This is a genomic window from Roseobacter fucihabitans, assembly GCF_014337925.2.
Taxonomy (GTDB): Bacteria; Pseudomonadota; Alphaproteobacteria; order Rhodobacterales; family Rhodobacteraceae; genus Roseobacter; species Roseobacter fucihabitans.
Genome location: NZ_CP143423.1, coordinates 1,840,300 through 1,862,937 on the forward strand (window position 1 = coordinate 1,840,300; position 22,638 = coordinate 1,862,937).

Genomic DNA, 22,638 nt, shown 5'->3' on the forward strand with positions numbered 1-22,638 from the left:
TCATGTCCCTTTCCTATCAAGGCCGCGGGGGCCTGTATTGTAGATTTCGGACACTGCATTTCAGACATCGAATTTGCGTGAATAACGCCCCGGCGTGTAGCCGGTCGCCTTTCGGAACGAATGAATGAAATGCGACTGATCGGCATAAGACAGGGATGGCTCGCCCTTGAGCGCCTGTTGCAAGCGCAGGATCTTGAGGAAATCATGCGGGCTAAACCCGGTTGTCCGTTTCAAGGTGCGCTGGAGTTGGCGCGTCGACAACCTGGCCACTTCGGCCATATCCGCCACGGAATAAATCTCTTCCATATGTTCAAAAATCTTTTCGGTCACCGGGTTGGCGATCACCAGCCCGCGCGCAACCATTTGATCCACTAGGTCGGATAAAATTGGTTGCGCACCGGTGATATCGGTTTTGCAAAGCATGCGGTTGGTCGCGATCAGCGGCAGATCCCCGGTATAGGCGCTGTTGACCATGCCATACCCAACCGGCGCGGATTGGCTTTGCCAGACGCCTGGCAAAAACCGGATGTTCATATAATGAAATTCCCGGCCCAGGTTCAATTCGTCAGAGGAGGCGCGCAGTTTCGTCACCCCGGCGATATTTGGATCACGCTGATCGAACACCAGATAGGTGCAGGCGTCCGGCAGGGCGTGAAAGCGATAATCTTGCTCCAACACGCCCTCGGTCTTGAGGTCCAGGAAACGATGCACAATGGCGCGCAGATGTCGGGGCGGTTCAAATTCGCCAAACTGCACGGGCTGAACGGCTTTTTCGGTGCTGTTTCCCTTGGGGTCATACATGTGTTGCGATGTCCGTTTGCTGACGTGAGGCGCGATCGTTTCCCAGATCGCGTCTCCTCCTAGGACATAGCGCATTCAAGTCATATGGTTTTTTTGAGATCTGAGCTGATAAATCTTGAAACCGGGCGATTGTTTTAAACCAAGGCCTCAGAAACGGACGTTCGAGCCGCTATTGCACGGGCTGCCGGCAAGGACGCGCGGATCATCGGGCGGCGCAACCGACCCCGCACCCAATAATGTCGCGACCTGCACGCGCCCATAGGTTTCGGACTTGGCAAGGGATGGTGCTTGAAAATAGAGTGCACCTGTCGTTTCGCGCATGTGACGCGGTACTGCAGCACATCCATTCAAAGGGAGCGTCACATAGATGCGTATCATTCATAGCGAAGACCACAGGCTTCACTTTCCACAGGCGGAACTCTCGGGCGGGCAATTCGTGACACCTTTTGAGCGGCCTTCGCGGGTTGAATACGTGCTGAACCGGCTCAAGGAACGCGGGCTGACCGACATTGTCGCGCCACAAGCGGTCGATATGACACCGGTGCAGGCGCTGCTTGATCTAGGATATCTCGAATTTCTGGAAACGGCCTGGGCGGCGTGGAAAGCCGAAGGCATGGCGGGCGAAATTATCGCCGCCAATGTTCCGGCGCGCGGGATGCATATGGACCGCATTCCCAACAATATCGACGGTAAGGTCGGTTATTACTGCCATGCCTCCGAGACGGCGATCACCCAAGGCACATGGCGCGCGGCGCTCTCGTCGGTGGCCTGTGCGCAGAGCGCGCAGCGGCTTGTGGCGGGCGGGGCGGATCATGCCTTTGCGCTCTGCCGCCCGCCCGGACATCACGCCACAGCGGATCAATATGGCGGCTATTGCTTCATCAATAACGCCGCCGTCGTTGCACAGATGTTTACGGATGCCGGGGCCGGGCGTGTGGCCGTACTCGACATTGATTTTCATCACGGCAATGGTACGCAATCGCTGTTTTATGACCGGTCGGATGTGATGTTTGCCTCCCTGCACGGCGCGCCGCAGGACGCCTATCCCTATTATCTGGGATATGGCGATGAAAAGGGGGCTGGGGCCGGGGAGGGGCTGAACCTGAACTACCCGATGCCGCCGGGGACGGATTATGCGACGTGGGGTGCCGCGCTGGACGATGCGATTGCCAAGATCACCGACTGGGGGGCCGAGGCGCTGGTGCTCTCGCTTGGCGTGGATGCCTACAAGGAAGACCCGATAAGCTTCTTCCGTCTGGAAAGCAATGATTTCACGGACGCGGGGCGGCGCATTGGAGGTATGAAATTGCCCACGGTGGTCTGTATGGAAGGGGGCTATGCCATCGAGGCTGTGGGCATCAACACGGTCAATGTGCTGGAGGGTTTGCAGGATGCATGAGCGGGTCTTTTCGCCATGTCTTATCGGATAGATCCTGCGAAGGTCGAGAACCCTTGTACCCCTGCCATGCGCGTGTGTGCTGCGCAACAGGGGCGCATCATTCACGCGCGGGCGTTTGTCACAGGTCTGGAAAACAAATTCCCTTTTGGGTTGTTGCTATCTAGATTTATTCAATCATTTGTAGGTATAATCAGGCAGACACGTAAGGAGCGATGTGATGTTACGATTTTGCCTGATTTTCAAAGCACTGGTTTTGGCCACGTTCCCAGCACAAGCCACAACGATCAGTTTTTCCAAAACCTACTACTCAGAGTATGAAGAACTGACCGGCATTGGATATGCGCCGAGCCTGACGGCCTATTCCAAACTGCAGTTTGATTTTGAAGGTACCGATAGCGATGGTGATGGTGAAGTAACATATAATCCCTCAGGATTTCCGAGCACCGGTCATGGTGCCACCACTGGAAGCCCGGATATTATTACCAAAGCAACGATGCTTGGGATCCATTACAACGGCGGTTTGGACTGTTCCTTAACCATATCGCTACCATGCACGTCCTTTGATTTGATAGAACAGTATGATCTTGGCGATTTGATATCTCTCTCAGTGACCAATGACTTGTCCAAAATTAACGTTTTCATGGTGAAGGGACCGAATGAGGCATCACTCAACGTGGCCGATGGGCAGGTGACCGGATATCTGCAATTTGTTGTCGACAGAAATGCGACAACCAAGTCAACCGGTATCCAATCCGTTAATCCGCCCTCAGCGGTGCCTTTGCCGGCTTCGGCCTTTTTGATGTCGTCACTGATCATGATCGCCTGGAACGGACAGATCTTCGGAGTTCGTCGGCGCTCGACTGCACAATCCGGCTGAATTATCTCTTTTGTGGCGCAACCGCAGATGTCTGTTTGCCGCCCGCGCGTTTGAGCGTGGAACCATCAGACATGACGCACGTGCGGGGCCATGTCATAGCCCCGCAGCAGCAAATTATTTCAACAGTTCCGTCCAGATCGCCGTATAGAGATCGGTCGCGGATTGCGGGCAGGTCGGCAGGAATTGTCCGGCGGCTGCAAATTCCGCGGGTGTGACGATCTCGGGGGCGGTTTTCATGTCCTCGGGCATGAATTCTTCCGAGCCGGCCACGCCATTGGCATAGCGCGCGAAGGCTGAAATCATCGCGGCGTTCTCTGGCTCCAGGATGAAGTTGATGAACTGATACGCCTCATCGACGTTCTGTGCATCCGCCAGCAAGGCCACCGAATCCATGAACAGCGGATAGCCCTCAACCGGGTAGCCATAGACCACATCGGGGTTGTTGATCCGCGCGCGCATGGTCGAGCCGTTCCAGTTGACCGAAGCCGCATAATCACCCGTGGAGAGCTTGTCGGTGGTGCCGTAATCCATCGACAGCCACTTGGGCTTGGCCGCCATCATCTTGTCGCGCACCTGGCGCAGCACGTCGAGGTCTTCGGTACAGGCCTCACCGCCCACATTGAAGATCGCCATGTTCAGAACATCCGTCATTTCGGGCACGACGTTGATTTTGCCTTCGAGCTCGGGCGGTGGGTTCAGGAACAGCTCGGAGGTGTTTACATCACCGCTGTAAACGCTGGTATTGACCGCGATCCCGACCGATCCCCACTGCCACGGCACGGAATATGTGCGCCCTTCGTCCCATTCCACGTTCATCCACTGCGGGGCAATATTGCCGATATTTGGTATGCGGGAATGGTCCAGCTCCACGATCAGCCCCTTTCGGGCGAAAACCGGTACATAGTTCCCAGAGGGCACCACCAGATCATAGCCCGATCCACCCGCTTCGACCTTGGTGAGGGCGGTTGTGTTGCTGTCATAATCGGTGATCGTGACCTCGATCCCGGTCTCAGCGGTGAACTTCTCGATCATCTCGGGGCTGGTGTAATTGCCCCAGTTGAACAGGTTCAATTGCCCTTCGGCATAGGCTCCGAAGGTGCTGCCCAACAGGGCGGTTGTCGCAATAAGGTAGGTCTTCATCTGGATCTCCACTATTGATGAATACGGGTTAATCCCGCTTTTTGGTAACGAAAACAAAACCTGTGAGGATCACCACCGTCAACGCCAGAAGGGCGGTTGAAATGGCATTGACCTCAGGCGTCAGTGCGCGGCGCAACTGGCCGAGCATATAGGTGGGCAGGGTATCTTGCCCGGCAGATTTTACAAACTCGGTGATGATGACGTTATCCAGCGAGATGATAAAGGCAAGCATTGCGCCCGCAATCACGCCGGGCAACAGCAAGGGCAGAGTGATATAGCGGAACGTCTGCCAGGGCGTGGCATAAAGATCGGCGGCGGCGGTTTCCATCGCGGTATCCATCCCCTCCAGCCGCGCCCTGATCGGCAGATAGGCAAAGGGGATGCAAAAGGCAGAATGGGCAAGGATCAGGTAGCCAAGCCCGGTATAGCCGGTGGCGATTTTTACGGAAGAAAAGAAGATCAACAGCGCCACGGCTGTGACGATTTCGGGCACCATGAGCGGTTGGTTGATGATCACATAGATCACCGTTTGCCCCTTGAAGCGGCCCCGGCGCGTTGTGCCAAGGGCGGCCATGGTGGCGAGTGCCGTAGAGATCACCGAGGCCCAAAGCGCGATGATCAGCGAGCGCGCGGTGGCGTCCTGCACCGCCTCGTTCTGCCAGGCCACAGCGTACCATTGCAGCGAAAAACCACCCCATTGGTTGACTGAATTGCCGCCGTTGAAGGAATAGATCACCAGCGTCACGATGGGCGCATAGAGCAGCACAAAGGCGAGGATCGCGACAAAAGTGAAGCCGGGCAGGGTGGTGACGTCAAAGGCGCGGGGTTTAGCCATGCGGACCCTCACGCGTGGAGGCTTTGGTGTAGACCACCAGCGAGACCAGCACGATCAGCAAAAGTACGGTGGAAAGCGCCGCCCCCAGAGGCCAGTTCTGGCCCTGACCGAATTGGAGTTCGATGAAATTGCCGATCATCATATTCTTGCCGCCCCCCAGCACGCGCGGCGTGACATAGGCCCCGAGACTGGGGATGAAGACGAGGATGCTGCCCGCGATGATGCCGGGCTTGATGATTGGCAGGATCACCCCGCGCAGCACCTGCCAGCGCGTGGCATAAAGATCATAGCCCGCCTCGATCAGCTTGAAATCAAACCGGTCGATAGCCGCATAGAGCGGCAGCACCATCAGCGGCAGATAAACATAGGTCATCCCGATCAGTACCGCCGTGTCGGTATAAAGGATCTGGATTGGCTCGGATATAAGCCCAAAGTGGATCAGGGCGGTGTTCAGGATGCCTTGATTGCGGATCACCTCCATGATCGCGAAAGTGCGGATCAACAGGTTCGTCCAGAAAGGGATGGTGATCAGGAACAGCCAGAAAGCGCGGGCTTTGGGGGGCCTCGTGGCGATGAACCACGCCGTGGGCAGACCAAAGGCGAAGGTAATCAGCGTCGTCATGATCGAGAGTTTGACCGAGCGCCAGAAGATCGTCAGGTTGGCATCTGCGAGGCTGACGGTCTGATCAAAGATGTCACGTTGAAACAGCACGCCGAACCAGCCATCCCCTGACAGAATCCAGCGCACGCCGGAATAATCGCCCTTTTCCAGCACCGAGTAGATGGCCACGATGATCAATGGACCGCTGGCCGCCAGCACAAGCAGCACCAGCGCCGGGGTGGACAATAGCCACCCGTTCAGCCCCTTGCTGCGACCGGGGGTCTTGGTGCTCATGCGGCCAGAACCTGCACGGATTGCGCATCTATGATGACGCCAACCGCATCGCCCACGGCGAAGGAATGGCCCGCATTGGATTGCACGCGGGCCACCACCTGGCTGCCCTCGCTCAAGGCCAGCGTGTAATGCGTATCGGTGCCCAGATAGGTTGTCTCGACAATGCGGGCGGGCAGGCCAGTGCCAGCAGGGCCCACGCGGATCTGTTCGGGCCGGACCGCCAAGGTCACTGTCCCCTCTTGCCCGTCCAGCGTCACATCCAGCGCGTCACCGGTGGCAATGCGCACGCGGCCTTGCGCGACCTGCCCGGTCAAGAAATTCGTCTCGCCAATGAAATCCGCGACAAACCGGTTCACGGGGTGCTCATAGATATCATGTGGTGTGCCGACCTGTAACAGCGCGCCTGCGGACATTACACCGATGCGGTCGGACATGGTCAGCGCCTCTTCCTGATCATGGGTGACAAAAATGAAGGTGATGCCGGTTTCAGTTTGCAGGCGTTTGAGTTCGCTCTGCATCTCCTTGCGCAGCTTGAGATCCAGCGCGGAGAGCGGCTCGTCCAGCAAAAGAACCTGCGGCTCGGGGGCCAAAGCGCGTGCAAGCGCGACACGTTGCTGTTGGCCACCTGACAATTGGGCGGGCAGGCGGTCGGCAAAGTCTTCCAGCTTCACCAAGCCCAGCACACGCGCCACCGCCCTTGCAACCTCAGCGGCCGGTTTGCCAAGCATTTTAAGCCCAAAGCCGACATTCTGTGCAACGCTGAGGTGAGGAAACAGCGCATAGGATTGAAACACGGTATTGACCGGGCGCTGGTTGGGCGGCGTGTAAGTGATGTCCTGCCCGGAGAGGTGAATCGCGCCTGATGTTGGCGTTTCAAACCCGGCGATGCAGCGCAGGAGGGTAGTCTTGCCGCACCCGGATGGACCCAGGAGGGTAAAGAATTCGCCTTTTTTGATAGAGATGGAGACATCCCCCAGGGCGGTCACGGCAGTCGCGCCCGCACCATAGACCTTGCCGACATTACGCGCGTCAATTGCGATACCTGTACTCAAATCTCATCCCCCATCCGATGCTATTCTGCTATGGCTATCGAGACTGTGCAAGCTAATCCGTTCATCCTGGGCTGCGCCGGTTCCTGGTGCAATTGCGCTGGCGTATCTCTGGGCATCCAGGCGGGTGGTGGTGACGAGATGAGAGGTTTGAGAGCATATCGCGCGGACACAATAGGGCTTGCGGGGATCCAAGCGTCTCCTTTTACGGAATATCGAAATAGGCGCGGTTCTGATCCCACATCTTTTCACCGATCAGGCAATCATAGGGCTGGGGCGGTTCGTATTGCGCTGGAATGACCAACGCGGGAAGGCCGGCAATTTCCAGCACCAATTTGCGTTTCACCGCATCGGCAAACTGGTCCCACGCGAGAACCGGGATGACGAAAGAGCCCGGCCCACCGATCACGCAATGCTGGTAATAGAGGTCCAGATCCGGAATGCCCCAGATATTGCTCAGCGCGTCCTGCGTCATCAGGGGCAAACCATTGATGACGAACCCTTGCTCAAGGGCGGCGTCGCGCACGCGGGTAACAGGGCGTCCCTGATTGTTGGGGCCATCACCTGATACATCAATAACGCGCCTCAACCCTTTGAACCCATTTGTGCTAAAGTCGTTTTTGGCAAAGAGGAGGGCCCCGGATATCGACGTCCGTCTCAGGCCTTCGTCAAATCGCGCGGTGATTTTCTGTGCGATGGCTTCGGCGTCTTTGGGGGTCTGCATCAGCGTCCAGGGGACGATCACGCGCTGCGCGTGCTCGCCTGCCCATTCGACATAGGTGATCGCGATGCGCCCCAACAAACCATTGTCGATGGCTGCTGCCACCTGCGCGCTCGTCAGGGCCTCTGCGTAGCCGCGCCGCTGGATCTCCAGCTCTGCGGGCGACATCGAACGCGAGACGTCAACGGCGAGGAATAACTCGACATCGACCTCCACGTCCTGCGCCATTGCCGGACCGGTAGCCCCCAAAAGAGCGCAAAAAGCAAAGATCAGACGCATAATATCATTGCGCCAGAAAAACCGCGCCCTGTCCAATCACAAATGCGATCAGTATTCCGGTTCGCTGCTTTGCTGCCAGGGCTGTACGAGATTACCAAAGCGGGTGAAGCGCCCCTCAAAACTCAACTCGACCGTGCCGATGGGGCCATGACGTTGCTTGCCGATGACCACCTCGGCGCGCCCGTGCAGGCGCTCCATTTCCTCTTGCCATTTCGCCATGGCTTCCAGGTCATGATCGCCGGGTTTTTCGCGCTCCTTATAATATTCTTCGCGGAACACGAACATCACCACATCCGCGTCCTGCTCAATCGAACCGGATTCGCGCAAGTCACTGAGTTGGGGGCGCTTATCCTCGCGGTTCTCGACCTGGCGCGACAACTGCGAGAGCGCGATGACCGGGATGTCCAGCTCCTTGGCGATGGCCTTGAGGCCCATGGTGATCTCGGAGATTTCATTGACGCGGTTCTCGGATTTGCCCGTGCCGCGCACCAGTTGCAGGTAATCCACGATCAACACATCCAGCCCATAGGTGCGTTTGAGGCGCCGCGCGCGGGCGGCAAGCTGGCTGATCGGCAGGGCGGGCGTGTCATCAATGTAAAGCGGACAGGCCTCCAGCGCCTTAGCGGCATCGACAAAACGGCGGAATTCAACCTCAGTCATATCCCCACGCCGGATCTGCTCGGATGGAACCTCGGCCGCCTCGGAAAGGATCCGTGCCGCGAGCTGTTCGGCGCTCATTTCGAGCGAATAAAAACCCACGACGCCCCCATCAACGGCACCCTCAGTGCCATCATGCAGTTTGCCACGCTTATAGGCTTTGGCAATATTGAACGCGATATTGGTCGCCAGCGATGTTTTCCCCATAGAGGGACGCCCGGCCAGGATCAACAAATCAGAGCGGTGCAGCCCCCCCAGTTTCTTGTCCATATCAATTAACCCGGTGGACACGCCTGCAAGCCCACCCTCGCGCTGATAGGCGGCGTTGGCAACATTAACAGCGTCCGTTACCGCCTTGAGAAAGCTTTGAAAACCACTTTCGGTCTGCCCCTGTTCGGCTAATTTATAGAGCGCCTGTTCGGCCTCGACGATTTGTTCGCGCGGCTCAGAGGCGACATCCACGGTTGCGGCCTTATCAGAGATTTCACGCCCCAGTTGGATCAGATCGCGGCGCACCGCCAGATCATAAATCATCTGGGCATAATCACGCACCGCAAAGGCGGAAATCGCCGCCCCGGCGAGGCGGGCAAGATAGGCCGGACCGCCCAATTCCTTAAGACCCTCATCCTCCTCCATGAAGGCCTTCAAGGTCACCGGCGAAGCGAGGTTATTCTTGGCAATGCGCGCGGCGGCGATGTCAAAAATACGCGCATGCACCGGGTCATAGAAATGTTTCGCCCCGATGATCGAGGCCACCCGGTCATAGATGTCGTTATTGGTGAGGATCGCGCCCAGAAGCTGTTGTTCTGCCTCAATGGAATGAGGCATGGAGTCGGGGGATTGTACGTCAACGCCGGTCGGATTGAAGGCCGCAATTTCGTTCATGTCTGTTCCTGTTTGCCCGGACGGCGCGCTTTGGCGCACCTTGTTTTATGCTGCCACGGTCTTACAGAAGTTTGCGCGCCGGCCCCATCTTCATATTTCCGGGGAAAACTCAGGGATAAAGCTGTGCACAAAATCTGGACCACATGTTTGCTACCCCATACTGTAGCAGGGCAGATCAAACACGCAACATCTGCTTTTTGTGAGGCGATTCCCGCGCGAATTGATACCGCCGCTGGGGGTAAGTTTATTTTGCGTTATCTGACTGCCACTTACGCGGATCATGCAAAAATCGCTCAACCTCGGTGAGGGTTTGCGCATCAAATGCGCCTTGGTTTTTGGCCTCGCCCAGAACGTCCCACCAGGTACACAGGCTGTGCAATTGCACGCCATGATCACCCAGCGTCTTTTCGGTTTCCGGGAAAATGCCGTAGTAGAAGATCACCGCCGTGTGGCCACAAGTGGCGCCGGTTTCGCGGATCGCATCTACGAAAGAGAGCTTGGAGCCGCCGTCCGTGGTCAGGTCTTCGACGAGCAAAACGCGCTCGCCTTCGCGCATCTCTCCCTCAATCCGCGCGCCGCGCCCGTAGCCTTTGGGTTTCTTGCGCACGTAGGTCATAGGCAGGCCCATGCGTTCGGCCACAAGGGCTGCAAAGGGAATGCCTGCCGTTTCGCCGCCCGCGATATTGTCGAAGGCTTCAAACCCTGCGTTGCGCATGACGGTCACGGTCAGAAAATCCATCAGCGTGCTGCGAATGCGCGGGTAGCTGATGAGTTTGCGGCAATCGATATAGGTGGGGCTTGGCAGACCGGAGGCGAGGATGAAGGGTTCCTGCGCATTAAAATGCACGGCCTTGATCTCCAGCAGCATACGCGCGCTCAGACGCGCGATTTCGGCAGGGTCGGGGTAACTGGTCGGGATCATGATGCAGTCCTTTGCTGGATTAATGCGTTGCCACTGACCTAACGCACGGCCCATTCCAAATCGAAACCGGGATCAAAGACCGTCACGGGGCCATCAGGGGTTTGCACATGTGCCGGGTAGGTCGCGCCGGATTTTTCCAGCGTGATCGTGGTCTCATTGACGGGCAGGCCGTAAAATGCCGGACCATGCAGAGAGGTGAACCCCTCAAGCCGCTCCAGTGCATTTTCCTGCTCGAAAACCTGCGCAAGAATCGACAGCGTATTGGGGGCGGTGAAACAGCCCGCACAGCCACAGGGCAGGAGCTTATTCGCATCCGTATGCGGTGCGGAATCCGTGCCTAGAAAGAAGCGCCCCTCACCGGATTTGGCGGCACCGCGCAGGGCAAGCCGATGTTCCTCGCGCTTGGCCACGGGCAGGCAATAGTAATGTGGCTTGATCCCTCCGGCCAGAATGTGATTGCGGTTGATCACCAGATGATGCGTCGTGATCGTGGCTCCCAATGTGTCATCCTGCGCGCGAGCGTAATCCACGGCATTGGAGGTTGTGATATGCTCCATCACCACGCGCAAACCGGGCGTGGCGCGCCGGATCGGATCCAGCACACGGTCAATGAAAACGGCCTCTCGGTCAAAGATGTCAATATCGGGATCGGTGACTTCACCGTGCACGCAGAGCGGCAGACCGATCTCGGCCATCTTCTCCAGAACCGGGCGTACCTTGTCGAAATCCGCGACACCGCTGGCGGAATTGGTCGTGGCACCGGCGGGATAGAGTTTCACAGCATGCACCAGCCCGGAGGCATGGGCGGCCGCGACATCATCGGGATTGGTGTTTTCCGTCAGGTAAAGCGTCATCAGCGGTGTGAAATCCGCGCCCTTTGGACAGGCCTCCAGAATGCGCGCCTGATAGGCCTTTGCATCGGCAAACGTCACCACGGGCGGCACTAAGTTGGGCATGATGATGGCACGCGCGAAATGGGCGGTTGTGGCAGGCAGGACGGTTTGCAACATTGCGCCGTCGCGCAGGTGCAAATGCCAGTCATCGGGGCGGCGTAGGGTCAGGGTCTGTGTCATGGCTCTGCGCTAGCATAGCTGTGTCGCCAGCGCCAGAGTGAGGCCGCGGGCGGGCGTTCAATTAACCTAGGAGGGTGGCAAAACGCGGCGCAGGGTGCCGGTCGGGCAGGTCATTTTCATCACTATCAGCTCGAATGAGGCAGAATTTCAGAAACAGCCGACCGATATGGCACGAATTGCTGCCGGAAGGGGGCTGATGGGAATGCATGCGGACAGAAGGGCTTTGCAAACACCGTGACAGAGGCGATCTGTGCTTGACGCCCGGATGCTGGGATGCAGGCTAAGGCTCAGCAAAAGGAGAGATCATGTCCGCACCAGAATCCATTGATGCCGTTCAGCAAATGTTGTCAGAGCAGGGGTATGTTTGTGACAGATCGTTGGGAACGGTAGTTTTTCTGGCGCTGCGGCTCGGGCGTCCGTTGTTTTTGGAGGGCGAAGCGGGTGTGGGCAAAACCGAGATCGCCAAGGCGCTTTCGGCGGGTCTGGGGCGTCGGTTGATCCGCTTGCAATGCTATGAGGGGTTGGATGCGTCGAGCGCGGTTTATGAGTGGAATTTCCCCGCGCAGATGGTGGCCATTCGCACCGCTGAGGCCACGGGTGGGGCCTCGCGCAAGGATTTGCAAACGGAGCTGTTCAGCGATGAATTTCTGATCGAACGCCCCTTGCTTGATGCCATGCGCCCGGATGAAAACGGCGCGCCGGTGTTGTTGATCGACGAATTGGACCGCACGGATGAGCCCTTCGAGGCCTTCCTGCTCGAAGCGCTGAGCGATTTTCAGGTGACGATCCCGGAGTTGGGGACGATCAAGGCCCCCGAGCCGCCCATCGTGATCCTCACCTCCAACCGCACGCGCGAGGTGCATGATGCGCTCAAACGGCGGTGCCTCTATCACTGGGTCGATTACCCGAATTTCGAGCGCGAAATGGAAATTCTGCAAGCGCAGGCCCCGGAGGCATCAGAGGCGCTGAGCCGGGAGGTCGTGGCCTTTGTGCAGCAGCTGCGCACCGAGGATTTGTTCAAGAAGCCGGGTGTGGCGGAAACCATCGACTGGGCGAAATGCCTGCTGGCGCTGGATGCGATCAACCTCAGCCCCGAGGTGATTGCCGATACGCTGGGCGCGATCCTGAAATATCAGGACGACATTCAGAAGCTGCAAGGTTCTGAGGCCAAACGCATTCTGGATCAGGTCAAAGCCACGCTGGAGGTGGTGTGAATTTTGCGGGGAGGCCGTTGCTGAGCCGGTCTACTCAAGCGACGGGCAGAAGCCTCTGGCTGCTGTCTCTTGCGACCGTGCTGACGGTATCGCTGGACATTGATACATCGCAGATGTCGGTTTTTGATGTTCCAATATCAGAGGACCAACTTGGAACCGCGACGCTTTGGAGCCTCTTTGTTTTGCTCGTCGCGCTGGTCGTAAACTGGACGGGTGATTTCGTTTCACTCGGAAAATGGAATTCGTTTATGAGCGAAAAACGCGTGGAAACGGTATGGGACGGTGGCAGTAAAATCAAAGGTCGTGTCGAGTTTGTCTTAGACTCTTTGGAGAGTGCAGCAAGTGATACTACCAATGAGAATTTGGATGATGCAAAACTGGATCATGTGACCGGTGTTTTCAAAGAACTCGAAAGCGGTCTTTGGAAATATGAAGTGACGGCTGTTTGCTATGTCGCGATCTGGGGATTTCTTGCACCTATGGTCATAGCAGTTTGGGCAATCTATCTGGTCTCCAATGCCTGAGTGCGCCCCCCTCGACCTGCCCGAAAACCCGAAACTGGCGGGCAACATCACCCATTTCGCGCGCGCCTTGCGCCGGGTGGGTATCCCCATCGGTTCGGGTCGTGTGATTGAGGCCATTCGCGCGGTGCAGGCCGCAGGCTTCACCGAAAAGCGTGACTTTTACTGGACGCTGCATGCCTGTTTCGTGAACCGGCCCGAGCACCGTTTGGTGTTTGCGCAGATCTTTCGCCTTTATTGGCGCGATCCGCGATATCTTGAACATATGATGTCCTACATGATCCCGGCGGTGCGCGGGGTGCAGGAGGGTCGCCGCGCGCAATCGGCTGAGAAACGCGCGGCGGAGGCCTTGCTGGATGGGGCTGAAGCACCGGATTTCGGCCCCGAAAAAAGCGGTGAGGAGGAGACTACCGAGGTCGAGATCGATGCCTCCCTCACCATGTCCTCGCAGGAACGCCTGCGCAGTCTGGATTTTGAGCAGATGAGCAATGCCGAAATGGCCGCTGCCAAGCGGATGCTGGCCAAGCTGAACCTGCCGGTGCCGCCGATCAAATCGCGGCGCGCAAAACCCAGTCTGACAGGGGGACGGGTTGACCGTGCGCGCTCCCTGCGCGCCGCCATGCGGCAGGGTGGGGAGATGCATAAGATCGCCTATCGCGCGCCGCGCCCGCGCTGGCCCAACCTTGTGGTGCTTTGCGATATTTCGGGCTCGATGAGCCAATACAGCCGGGTGGTTTTGCATTTTCTGCATGCGGTCTCCAATGCCAAGGGGGCGGGATGGGCCAAGGTGCATGCCTTTACCTTTGGCACGCGTCTGACCAATATCACCCGCCATCTGCGGCATCGCGATGTGGACGCCGCACTGGCCGCCGCCGGGGCGGAGGCGCAGGATTGGGAAGGTGGCACGCGGATCGGGGAATGTCTGGCGCGGTTCAATCGCGACTGGTCGCGCCGGGTCATGGGGCAGGGGGCGGTTGTTCTGCTGATCACCGATGGGCTGGACCGGGATGACCCGGAGGCGCTCGCGCGTCAAATGGAACGGTTGCAGCTGTCCTCGCGAAAGCTGATCTGGCTCAATCCGCTGCTCCGCTGGGAGGGTTTCGCACCCAAGGCCCAAGGTATCCGCGCGATGTTGCCGCATGTGGACAGTTTCCGCGCAGGCCATTCGATTGCCTCGCTTGAAGAGCTTGCCACGTCGCTGTCCCGCCCGGATGATATGGGCGAAAAAGACCGGCTGATGCGGTTGATCGGCGGGTAACCTTTAGGCCACCGCCGCGGCAAACGCGCCGCGATAGAGCTTTGATAGGGCGTCGAGGGGCGCGCTGCTGTCCCCCATTTGAACATCGTTACCGCCAAATTTGCCGACGCGCGCAAGCGTGAGGCTCGCCTCGGCGGCGGCAAATGCCAATGCGACGGCCTGTTCTTCGCTGCACACAATCAGGTAACGCCCCTGATCCTCGCCAAAGAGTGTAGCGGTATCACCGGAGTCCAAACGGATACCAACGGCGGTTTTTTCAGCCATTTCAAAAGCTGCCAGTGCCAGCCCCCCATCGGAAAGGTCGGTGCAGGCGCTAATATGGGCGCGGTTGGCGCGGATGAAATCGCCATGTGCGGATTCCTGTGTGAGATCCACGGCAGGGGCATCGCCCTCCGCGCGGTTGAATGCTTCGGCCAGCAGCGCGGATTGGCCCAGATGACCCCGCGTTTCGCCCAAGACAAGCGCGACATGCCCCGCCTGCACATCACAGCCGATGATATCATCCGTATGCGCCAGCAACCCCACGGCCCCGATGGTCGGCGTGGGCAGAATGCCGGTGCCGTCGGTTTCATTATAAAGCGAGACATTGCCCGACACGATCGGCATATCCAGCGCTTGGACGGCGGCACCGATGCCCTGGATTGCGCCGACGAATTGCCCCATGATCTGCGGCTTTTCGGGATTGCCGAAATTCATGTTGTCCGTGGTGGCCAAGGGTTTTGCCCCCACAGCCGTCAGGTTGCGATAGGCTTCGGCCACGGCCTGTTTACCACCCTCGACCGGATTGGCCTTCACATAACGCGGCGTCACATCAGAGGTAAACGCCAACGCCTTATGCGTGCCATGCACGCGGATGATACCCGCGCCAAGCCCTGGCACGCGCACGGTATCGGCCATGACCATCGTGTCATATTGCGTGAAAACCCATGCTTTGGAGGCGTAGTTCGGGCTGGAAATCAGCGCCTTCAAGCCTTCAACGGGATCGATCTCAAGCCGCTCAGTGAAAGGCGCGGGCGTCGGTGTGGGTTCCCAGGGCCGGTCATATTCCGGTGCCGTGCCAGCCAGCGTTTTCAAGGGCAGGTCCGCTTTGACCTCGCCGTGATGCAGGATCAAAAAGCGGTCCTCTGCGATGGTCTCGCCCACGATGGCAAAATCGAGGTCCCATTTATCAAAAACCGCCTTGGCCTCGGCCTCCAGTTCTGGGCGCAGCACCATCAACATGCGCTCCTGACTTTCCGACAGCATCATTTCATACGCCGTCATGCCGGTTTCGCGCACGGGAACGCGCTCCAGATCAAGCCGCACGCCAAGGTTACCCTTGTCACCCATCTCCACGGCGGAACAGGTCAGACCTGCCGCGCCCATATCCTGAATGGAAATCACTGCACCGGTTTTCATTAACTCCAGCGTGGCTTCCATCAAACGCTTTTCGGTGAAAGGATCGCCGACCTGAACCGTGGGGCGCTTTTCTTCGATGGTATCGTCGAATTCCGCCGACGCCATAGTCGCACCGCCAACCCCGTCGCGCCCGGTTTTCGCCCCGAGGTACACAACCGGCATGCCGACACCAGAGGCGGCAGAGTAGAAAATCTTATCCGCATCGGCCAAACCTGCGGCAAAGGCATTCACCAGACAGTTGCCGTTGTAAGCGGGGTCAAACCGCACCTCTCCACCCACGGTCGGCACGCCGAAACAATTGCCATACCCGCCAATCCCCTCGACGACACCGTTGACCAATTGGCGCGTCTTGGGATGAGAGGGGTCACCAAAGCTCAGCGAATTCATCGCCGCCACAGGGCGCGCGCCCATGGTAAAGACATCGCGCAAAATGCCGCCCATGCCCGTCGCGGCCCCCTGATAGGGCTCGATATAGGAGGGGTGATTGTGGCTTTCCATCTTGAAGACAACCGCCTGACCATCTCCGATATCGACCACACCGGCGTTCTCACCGGGTCCGCAAATGACCTGCGGGCCGGTCGTGGGCAGGGTGCGCAGCCATTTCTTGGAGGATTTATACGAACAATGCTCGTTCCACATCGCCGAAAAGATGCCAAGTTCCGTGAAGGTCGGTTCGCGCCCGACGATCTCCAGGATGCGCTGGTATTCATCCGGGCTCAGACCATGGCTGGCGATCAGATCGGGGGTGATGGCAGGTTCTTGCATGGGGCGCTTCTTCCTCGTGTCCTTGTGCGATGTCTTTAGAACAGGGGCTGGCGGGGGGAAAGGGGAGATTGGATGGGCGTTCTGTATCGCCGGGGTGGGCATGGATGGCGCGCGCGCGGGATGCCGAAGAGGGGCGGCGGTAGTTCCGGGATGCTGTCAAGGGCTGTCACAGATATTAAGTTACCGATCTGGTTACTTGCCAATCCCGCTCATCACAGGTCGTGCTGAGCGGTTTTGAATGAGCGCGATGGCACCCAAAATCAGCGCACAGGCAATGGCTTGTGCCCCGCTGATCACCTCACCGAACGCAAGAACGCCAACGGCAAACATTGTGGGCAGTTCGATGCTGCCGATGACGGCGGTGCGCGTTGCCCCGATCACCGGGGAGCAGAGGGTGTAAATCAGTTGCGGCACAAGCGCTGTTACAAGGCCGATCCCGATAATCAGAAACCAGTCATTCCCGTCTTTTGGCAGGATTGCATCGATCTGGGACGAGAGAATGAGAGGGGCAAGGCCAATGACCGAGCCAAGTGAGACAGAGGCTATTCTGGCCAGAGGGGCGATGCGCGACAAGCGGTGCACGAGGACACATATGCCGAAGCCAAATCCAAAAGGGGCCGCCAATGAGATAAGTAGCGTTGGAATTTCCTCTGGAGGCACCGAGGCTGGAGACCCCGCAATAATCGCGGCGACCACAATGAGCCCAGCGGCGATAAGGCTACGCCGCGTCGGTGGGTCGCTGAACAGTCCCCAAGAGATGAGGATCGTAAACACCGGATACGTCATATAGAGAACGCCAACCGTGGATGCCGGAACTGTTTCAAGAGCCGTAACATAGCCGACCCAGCCAAGGCCCATCACCGCGCCTGCAACCATACCCCAGACGATTTCCCGCCCCTTTGAGCGATGCTTCAGGAGCGCTGGCAACAGGAGAATCGCCGCCAAAATGTAGCGATAAAAAGCAACGGCGTAGGGAGCGAGCCCTTGATCGGTGAGTCCCCGGCTGAAGTAGGGCACAAAGCCAAAACAGATGGACGCAAAAAGCACACCGGCCACCGCAAGGGCGTAGTATCTGACGTCCGGCTTGGTTGAGGTTGGTCGGTCCATCCGTAACACCTAGCACTTAAACCCGTAGTTGGCATTACCGGGGCCAACGAATGGCACTATTTTTCGCCGCTTGTGTTGCATGCAAAAAAAAGGCCGAGCACGAAGCTCGGCCAAGTCCAACAGGGAGGTATGAAAGCGGATGCAAGCATCAGCGCCTTCATGAGATGAAATAGGGAGCATATTGCCTGCGATCAAGGCTGTTTTTAAACGCGGGGAGTCATGTCCGGTATGCATTCCATGCATAGCCCTCTGCGCCGCTAAGACTTTTGCTTGTCTCTCAATTGTTTGCGGTAGCTGATGATCTCTTCTTGTACGAAATCCTTGAACGCGGAAACACGCTGAGAGTGCCTCAGCTCTTCGGGATAGGCCAAAAATACGGGCACGTCTGCCGATTCTGCTTCCGGCAGCACCTGCACCAGATCGGGAAAATCCTCGGTAACGTAATCCGGCAGCACGCCAATGCCGAGATTGTTCAAGACGCCCTGCAAGACGCCGTAATAGTTGTTCACCGTGAGGGTTGAACGAATATCGTAGGTCATGAGATGTTGCACGAGATTAAGCCCGGCACCGACCTGATTGCTATCGGTGTTTTGACAAATCAGGCGGTGGTCCTTAACGTCCTCAATGTCCCCGGGCGTCCCGTTTTCATTCAGATAATCGGGTGTCGCAAACAGACACATCCGGATCATCATCAGCTTTTTGCGGATGAGGTCTGCCTGGCTGGGTTCTTTCATTCGGATGGCGACATCGGCCTCGCGCATCGGCAGGTCCAGAACGCGCTCCTCCAGCATCAGATCAATCTTCAGATCGGGATATTGCTCATAAAGCTTTGGCAGGCGCGGTACCAGCCATAGTGTCCCAAAACCGGTGGTGGTCGTGACCTTCAGCTCGCCAAAGACCTCGTCTTCGCTGTCCCGAATCCGTGCGGAAGCCGTATCGAGCCGTTTGGTCATCGCGATTGTGGCGTCGAAAAGCAACTCTCCCTGTTCGGTCAGGATCAGCCCACGCGCATGTCTGTGAAACAGAGTAGTGTTGAGCGATTCCTCCAAACCCCGGATCTGTCGGCTGACCGCGGATTGGGACAGGTTCAGCTTATCGCCCGCATGCGTCAGGGACCCCGCATCCGCAACCGCGTGAAATATCCTCAGCTTGTCCCAGTCCATACCCACGCCCCACGCATCATCACGCCCCTGTTAGCGGTATCCGGCTTTGAAATATAGGGGTGCGTGCTGCAAATTTCCCCATAGACAAGAAATTGGGTATACAGGTCAGCTAATGTGACCTATTATAACACGCAGAATGTGCAACACTGGTTCAACGCTGGGGAGGCGTCCGATGAGCACTCAGAAAATCTCGTTGAATGATCGCTATGATCTGAGCAAGTACCATGTGCTGCTGAATGGCACGCAGGCGCTTGTCCGTCTGATGATGATGCAAAACGCTCTGGATCGGGCCAAGGGGCTGCAGACCGCCGGGCTTGTCACGGGGTATCGCGGCTCACCGCTGGGTGCGGTGGATATGCAGATGGACCGGGCGCTGAAGCAGCTGACATCACATGATGTCAGCTTTCAACCCGGTCTGAACGAGGATCTGGCGGCCACCGCCCTGTGGGGCAGCCAGCAGGCTGAGTTGCGCGGTGAGGGGAAATTCGACGGTGTTTTTGGTCTGTGGTACGGCAAGGGGCCGGGGGTGGATCGATCCGGTGACGTGATGCGCCACGCCAATATGGCGGGAAGTTCCGCAAATGGTGGCGTCCTGATGGCGATGGGGGATGATCACACGGGCGAAAGTTCGACCGTTTTGCATCAATCCGAATGGGCCATGGTGGATGCCTATATGCCGGTTGTGAGCCCCGCCGGCGTTCAGGAAATACTGGATTATGGGCTTTACGGATTCGCGCTGAGCCGGTTTTCCGGTTTGTGGGTCGGCCTCAAGACGATGAAGGACACCGTCGAAGTTACATCGGTGGTAAATGCCGATCTGGCGCGGGCAGGTTTTGTGACGCCGCAGTTTGACATGCCCGAGGGTGGTTTGAACATCCGCCTGATTGACACGCCACATGCGCAGGAAGCGCGCATGATTGATTACAAAAAATTTGCCGCAGAGGCGTTCAGCCATGCCAATAAGATGGACAAACGTGTCTGGGGAAAACCGGGCGCAAAAATAGGGTTCGTGGCCGCCGGGAAAAACTGGCTGGACCTTGAGCACGCACTGAGTCTGCTCAATATTGACGCGGCTGAGGCCGAGCGGCTCGGGATCACGACCTATAAGATCGCTCAGACCTTTCCGCTGGACATGCGCGGATTCCACGACTGGGCCGAAGGTCTCGATTTAATCGTGGTTGTTGAGGAAAAGCGCAAACTGATCGAGGTCCAGATCAAGGAAGCGATTTTTGATGACCGTCGGGAGCGGCGGGTTTTTGGCTGGCACAAGGGCGGCGGCGCGGGCTCTATGCATGGGGAGGAACTCTTTCCTACGCGCGGGGCGCTCGATCCCATCATGATCGCGCAGAAACTGGGCGGGATCCTGCTTGAAGAAGGGCGCGATACCGAACGTCTGCGCGCCGGGCTTGCGGTATTGGATGAGGCATGCCGCAATGATAACGCGGAAAATATCGCCGAACGTCTGCCTTATTTCTGTTCGGGCTGTCCGCATAATTCTTCGACAAAACTCCCCGAAGGATCGCGCGCCTATGCCGGGATCGGGTGCCATTATATGGTGCAATGGATGGATCGGGAGACGACAGGCTTCACGCATATGGGCGGGGAAGGGGCCAATTGGATTGGCGAAGCGCCGTTTTCCAAACGTCCCCATATGTTCCAGAACATCGGCGATGGCACCTATAATCATTCTGGTGTGCAGGCCATTCGCGCGGCGCTAGGTGCGGGGACCAATATTACCTATAAAATCCTCTACAATGATGCGGTTGCGATGACGGGGGGCCAGGGAAATGACGGGGGTCTGGATGCGCCGCGCATCGTGCGCGAATTGCAGGCCATGGGCGTGGCGCAAATCGCTGTGGTCTATGATGAGAAGGAAGACGTCGATCTGAGCGCTTTTTCAGGGGTGCAAACCTATGAGCGTGCAGATTTGCAAACTGTACAGGAGAGGTTTGCAAAGATTGAGGGCGTTTCTGCCATCGTCTACATCCAAACCTGTGCCGCGGAAAAACGACGACGCCGCAAGCGGGGGCTTTTTCCAGATCCGGACAAACGTGTCTTTATCAACACAGACGTCTGCGAAGGCTGCGGTGATTGTGGGGTTCAATCCAACTGCGTGTCCATCGTTCCAAAAGAAACGGCACTGGGTCGCAAACGCGCGATCGATCAATCCTCCTGCAACAAAGATTACAGCTGTATCAAGGGGTTCTGCCCTTCTTTCGTGACATTGGAAGGCGCGCAGCCGCGTAAATCGCCGACGACAACGCTTGATATTCCGACCCTGCCGGACCCGGAATTGCCAGTGATCAACGGCACATGGAACGTCGTAATCACGGGTGTCGGGGGTACGGGCGTGGTCACGATTGGGGCGGTCATGGCGCAAGCCGCGCATATCGACGGCAAAGGCGCGGGTATGATGGAAATGGCGGGCTTGGCGCAAAAAGGCGGTGCGGTGCACATCCATTGCCGCATCGCCGAAAAGCCGGGGGATATCCGCGCGATACGGGTCGCCACCGGTGAGGCGGATGCTTTGATCGGCGGGGATCTTGTTGTCTCAGCGGGGGCGAAAACCCTTGGGCTGACACGGGCGGGGCGCACGGGTGCCGTCGTCAACAGCCATGAAATCATAACCGGGGATTTCACCCGCGACACTGAATTCCAACTCCCAAGCGCGCGCCTGTCTCTCGCGCTTGAGGCGCGCCTCAAGGATCACGTTGATCTTTTTGATGCTTCCGAACTGGCACGCGCGACACTCGGGGATTCCATCTTTTCCAACATGATGATTTTTGGCGCGGCCTGGCAGCGCGGCCTGGTTCCTCTTTCCCTTGGCGCGATTGAGGAAGCGATTGCATTAAATGGCACCGCCGTGGAGCGCAACAGGCGGGCCTTTGAAATCGGACGCTGGTCGGTGCTGTTTCCGCAGGAAGCTGGCGCGGTATCGCGCCCCAATGTGGTCAAGACACCCGAAAGCCAGGCAGAGCAGATCGCCTTTCGGGTTAATCACCTCAAGGCCTATCAGGGCAAGCGTTTAGCCAAGAGATATGAGACCTTGATCAATGCTATCGAAGATGACGAGGTGAAGGCAGAGGCTTTGAAATCCTACCATAAGCTTTTGGCCTATAAGGACGAATATGAGGTCGCGCGCCTGTTGCTCTCAACCCGTGAAAAGGCCGCGGCGGCATTTGACGGTGCGTTCAAAATGACCTTTCACCTCGCGCCGCCGATGCTGTCCAAAGCCGGTCCGGATGGGCGCCCGATGAAACGGGAATTTGGCCCGTGGCTGGAAAAGCTTCTGCGGCTCTTGGCAAAATTCAAATGGCTGCGTGGCACATTTCTCGATCCTTTTGGTTACACGGATGAGCGGCGCATGGAGCGCGCGCTGATCCGGCAATTCGAGCGCGATATCGCGGAGGTTCTCCCCCTTTTGAATGACAACACGCGCCCTGCAATCGTTGCCCTCGCAGCCTTGCCGCAGAAGATCAGAGGGTTTGGACCGGTCAAGCAGACGCATGAAACAGAAGCCGCGAAAACGCGCGAAACCCTCTTGACGGTGATCCGATCTGGCGGTGTGCAATCCGCTGAGGCAGCGGAGTGATTTGTCACATAACTGTGGAGTTGCGCGGATGCTAAACTTGGCGCAAGCAGATGGTGCATTCTCGAAAGCAGATCTCCATGAGATCGC

19 protein-coding genes are annotated in these 22,638 nt (G+C 57.7%); 6 read left to right on the forward strand and 13 right to left on the reverse strand.

Annotated features, from left to right (window positions below):
* Positions 1–60 precede the first annotated feature (60 nt).
* Together ROLI_RS08940 and ROLI_RS08945 are read right to left on the reverse strand one after the other, a co-directional pair.
* A complete protein-coding gene (locus tag ROLI_RS08940; RefSeq protein WP_187429888.1) occupies positions 61–801 on the reverse strand; it encodes an AraC family transcriptional regulator in 741 nt (246 codons plus the stop codon).
* 147 nt (positions 802–948) lie between these two features.
* Entirely contained in the window at positions 949–1,122 is a 174-nt protein-coding gene (locus tag ROLI_RS08945) for a hypothetical protein (RefSeq protein WP_187429889.1), read from the reverse strand.
* A 46-nt stretch (positions 1,123–1,168) separates the two neighbouring features.
* Between ROLI_RS08945 and ROLI_RS08950 the strand changes: the two genes are divergently transcribed.
* Positions 1,169–2,200: a histone deacetylase family protein gene (locus ROLI_RS08950; RefSeq protein ID WP_187429890.1), complete on the forward strand. Its 1,032-nt coding sequence runs from the start codon at positions 1,169–1,171 to the stop codon at positions 2,198–2,200.
* Between the two features lie 217 nt (positions 2,201–2,417).
* The gene (locus ROLI_RS08955; protein ID WP_187429891.1) at positions 2,418–3,077 is read left to right on the forward strand and encodes a hypothetical protein; all 660 of its coding nucleotides are present in this window, start codon (positions 2,418–2,420) and stop codon (positions 3,075–3,077) included.
* Positions 3,078–3,191: 114 nt separating this feature from the next.
* On the opposite strand, the gene ROLI_RS08960 is transcribed toward ROLI_RS08955, so the two are convergent.
* The 8 genes from ROLI_RS08960 to pyrC form a co-directional block, all read right to left on the reverse strand.
* A complete protein-coding gene (locus ROLI_RS08960) occupies positions 3,192–4,217 on the reverse strand; it encodes an extracellular solute-binding protein (RefSeq protein ID WP_187429892.1) in 1,026 nt (341 codons plus the stop codon).
* A 28-nt stretch (positions 4,218–4,245) separates the two neighbouring features.
* Positions 4,246–5,052: an ABC transporter permease gene (locus ROLI_RS08965; protein ID WP_187429893.1), complete on the reverse strand. Its 807-nt coding sequence runs from the start codon at positions 5,050–5,052 to the stop codon at positions 4,246–4,248.
* Positions 5,045–5,947 (reverse strand): ABC transporter permease, encoded by a 903-nt coding sequence (locus ROLI_RS08970; protein WP_187429894.1) that lies wholly within the window; start codon positions 5,945–5,947, stop codon positions 5,045–5,047. Before ROLI_RS08970 ends, ROLI_RS08965 begins: the two co-directional genes overlap by 8 nt.
* Positions 5,944–6,999 carry an ABC transporter ATP-binding protein gene (locus ROLI_RS08975; protein WP_187429895.1) on the reverse strand — a complete coding sequence of 352 codons (1,056 nt, stop codon included), beginning with the start codon at positions 6,997–6,999 and terminating at the stop codon, positions 5,944–5,946. The genes ROLI_RS08970 and ROLI_RS08975 overlap by 4 nt, the downstream gene beginning before the upstream one ends.
* A gap of 202 nt (positions 7,000–7,201) precedes the next feature.
* Positions 7,202–7,996 carry a DUF1194 domain-containing protein gene (locus ROLI_RS08980; protein WP_187429896.1) on the reverse strand — a complete coding sequence of 265 codons (795 nt, stop codon included), beginning with the start codon at positions 7,994–7,996 and terminating at the stop codon, positions 7,202–7,204.
* Positions 7,997–8,044: 48 nt separating this feature from the next.
* A complete protein-coding gene (locus tag ROLI_RS08985; RefSeq protein WP_187429897.1) occupies positions 8,045–9,538 on the reverse strand; it encodes a replicative DNA helicase in 1,494 nt (497 codons plus the stop codon).
* A gap of 244 nt (positions 9,539–9,782) precedes the next feature.
* On the reverse strand, positions 9,783–10,460 hold the full coding sequence (locus ROLI_RS08990) for an orotate phosphoribosyltransferase (RefSeq protein ID WP_187429898.1): 678 nt from the start codon (positions 10,458–10,460) through the stop codon (positions 9,783–9,785).
* 38 nt (positions 10,461–10,498) lie between these two features.
* Positions 10,499–11,533, reverse strand: a complete 1,035-nt coding sequence (gene pyrC / locus ROLI_RS08995) for a dihydroorotase (RefSeq protein WP_187429899.1) — start codon at positions 11,531–11,533, stop codon at positions 10,499–10,501.
* 305 nt (positions 11,534–11,838) lie between these two features.
* Between pyrC and ROLI_RS09000 the strand changes: the two genes are divergently transcribed.
* The 3 genes from ROLI_RS09000 to ROLI_RS09010 are packed head-to-tail and all read left to right on the forward strand — an operon-like array spanning position 11,839 to position 14,526.
* Positions 11,839–12,747 (forward strand): MoxR family ATPase, encoded by a 909-nt coding sequence (locus ROLI_RS09000; protein ID WP_187429900.1) that lies wholly within the window; start codon positions 11,839–11,841, stop codon positions 12,745–12,747.
* A complete protein-coding gene (locus ROLI_RS09005; protein ID WP_187429901.1) occupies positions 12,744–13,271 on the forward strand; it encodes a hypothetical protein in 528 nt (175 codons plus the stop codon). Before ROLI_RS09000 ends, ROLI_RS09005 begins: the two co-directional genes overlap by 4 nt.
* Positions 13,264–14,526 (forward strand): VWA domain-containing protein, encoded by a 1,263-nt coding sequence (locus ROLI_RS09010; protein ID WP_187429902.1) that lies wholly within the window; start codon positions 13,264–13,266, stop codon positions 14,524–14,526. The genes ROLI_RS09005 and ROLI_RS09010 overlap by 8 nt, the downstream gene beginning before the upstream one ends.
* Positions 14,527–14,529: 3 nt before the next feature.
* Here ROLI_RS09010 and purL read toward each other — a convergent pair whose 3' ends face one another.
* The 3 genes from purL to ROLI_RS09025 form a co-directional block, all read right to left on the reverse strand.
* Positions 14,530–16,689: a phosphoribosylformylglycinamidine synthase subunit PurL gene (gene purL, locus ROLI_RS09015; RefSeq protein ID WP_187429903.1), complete on the reverse strand. Its 2,160-nt coding sequence runs from the start codon at positions 16,687–16,689 to the stop codon at positions 14,530–14,532.
* Between the two features lie 192 nt (positions 16,690–16,881).
* The gene (locus ROLI_RS09020; protein WP_187429904.1) at positions 16,882–17,796 is read right to left on the reverse strand and encodes a DMT family transporter; all 915 of its coding nucleotides are present in this window, start codon (positions 17,794–17,796) and stop codon (positions 16,882–16,884) included.
* Positions 17,797–18,053: 257 nt separating this feature from the next.
* Entirely contained in the window at positions 18,054–18,959 is a 906-nt protein-coding gene (locus ROLI_RS09025) for a LysR family transcriptional regulator (protein ID WP_187429905.1), read from the reverse strand.
* 172 nt (positions 18,960–19,131) lie between these two features.
* On the opposite strand from ROLI_RS09025, the gene ROLI_RS09030 reads away from it, so the two are divergent.
* Positions 19,132–22,551, forward strand: a complete 3,420-nt coding sequence (locus ROLI_RS09030; RefSeq protein ID WP_338469256.1) for an indolepyruvate ferredoxin oxidoreductase family protein — start codon at positions 19,132–19,134, stop codon at positions 22,549–22,551.
* Positions 22,552–22,638: the final 87 nt, after the last annotated feature.

Bases quoted from the DNA above. Each gene is read 5' to 3' on its own strand.
- ROLI_RS08940 (WP_187429888.1), bottom strand. From the start codon at position 801: ATGTATGACCCCAAGGGAAACAGCACCGAAAAAGCCGTTCAGCCCGTG.
- ROLI_RS08945 (WP_187429889.1), bottom strand. From the start codon at position 1,122: ATGCGCGAAACGACAGGTGCACTCTATTTTCAAGCACCATCCCTTGCC.
- ROLI_RS08950 (WP_187429890.1), top strand. From the start codon at position 1,169: ATGCGTATCATTCATAGCGAAGACCACAGGCTTCACTTTCCACAGGCG.
- ROLI_RS08955 (WP_187429891.1), top strand. From the start codon at position 2,418: ATGTTACGATTTTGCCTGATTTTCAAAGCACTGGTTTTGGCCACGTTC.
- ROLI_RS08960 (WP_187429892.1), bottom strand. From the start codon at position 4,217: ATGAAGACCTACCTTATTGCGACAACCGCCCTGTTGGGCAGCACCTTC.
- ROLI_RS08965 (WP_187429893.1), bottom strand. From the start codon at position 5,052: ATGGCTAAACCCCGCGCCTTTGACGTCACCACCCTGCCCGGCTTCACT.
- ROLI_RS08970 (WP_187429894.1), bottom strand. From the start codon at position 5,947: ATGAGCACCAAGACCCCCGGTCGCAGCAAGGGGCTGAACGGGTGGCTA.
- ROLI_RS08980 (WP_187429896.1), bottom strand. From the start codon at position 7,996: ATGCGTCTGATCTTTGCTTTTTGCGCTCTTTTGGGGGCTACCGGTCCG.
- ROLI_RS08985 (WP_187429897.1), bottom strand. From the start codon at position 9,538: ATGAACGAAATTGCGGCCTTCAATCCGACCGGCGTTGACGTACAATCC.
- ROLI_RS08990 (WP_187429898.1), bottom strand. From the start codon at position 10,460: ATGATCCCGACCAGTTACCCCGACCCTGCCGAAATCGCGCGTCTGAGC.
- pyrC (WP_187429899.1), bottom strand. From the start codon at position 11,533: ATGACACAGACCCTGACCCTACGCCGCCCCGATGACTGGCATTTGCAC.
- ROLI_RS09000 (WP_187429900.1), top strand. From the start codon at position 11,839: ATGTCCGCACCAGAATCCATTGATGCCGTTCAGCAAATGTTGTCAGAG.
- ROLI_RS09010 (WP_187429902.1), top strand. From the start codon at position 13,264: ATGCCTGAGTGCGCCCCCCTCGACCTGCCCGAAAACCCGAAACTGGCG.
- purL (WP_187429903.1), bottom strand. From the start codon at position 16,689: ATGCAAGAACCTGCCATCACCCCCGATCTGATCGCCAGCCATGGTCTG.
- ROLI_RS09020 (WP_187429904.1), bottom strand. From the start codon at position 17,796: ATGGACCGACCAACCTCAACCAAGCCGGACGTCAGATACTACGCCCTT.
- ROLI_RS09025 (WP_187429905.1), bottom strand. From the start codon at position 18,959: ATGGACTGGGACAAGCTGAGGATATTTCACGCGGTTGCGGATGCGGGG.
- ROLI_RS09030 (WP_338469256.1), top strand. From the start codon at position 19,132: ATGAGCACTCAGAAAATCTCGTTGAATGATCGCTATGATCTGAGCAAG.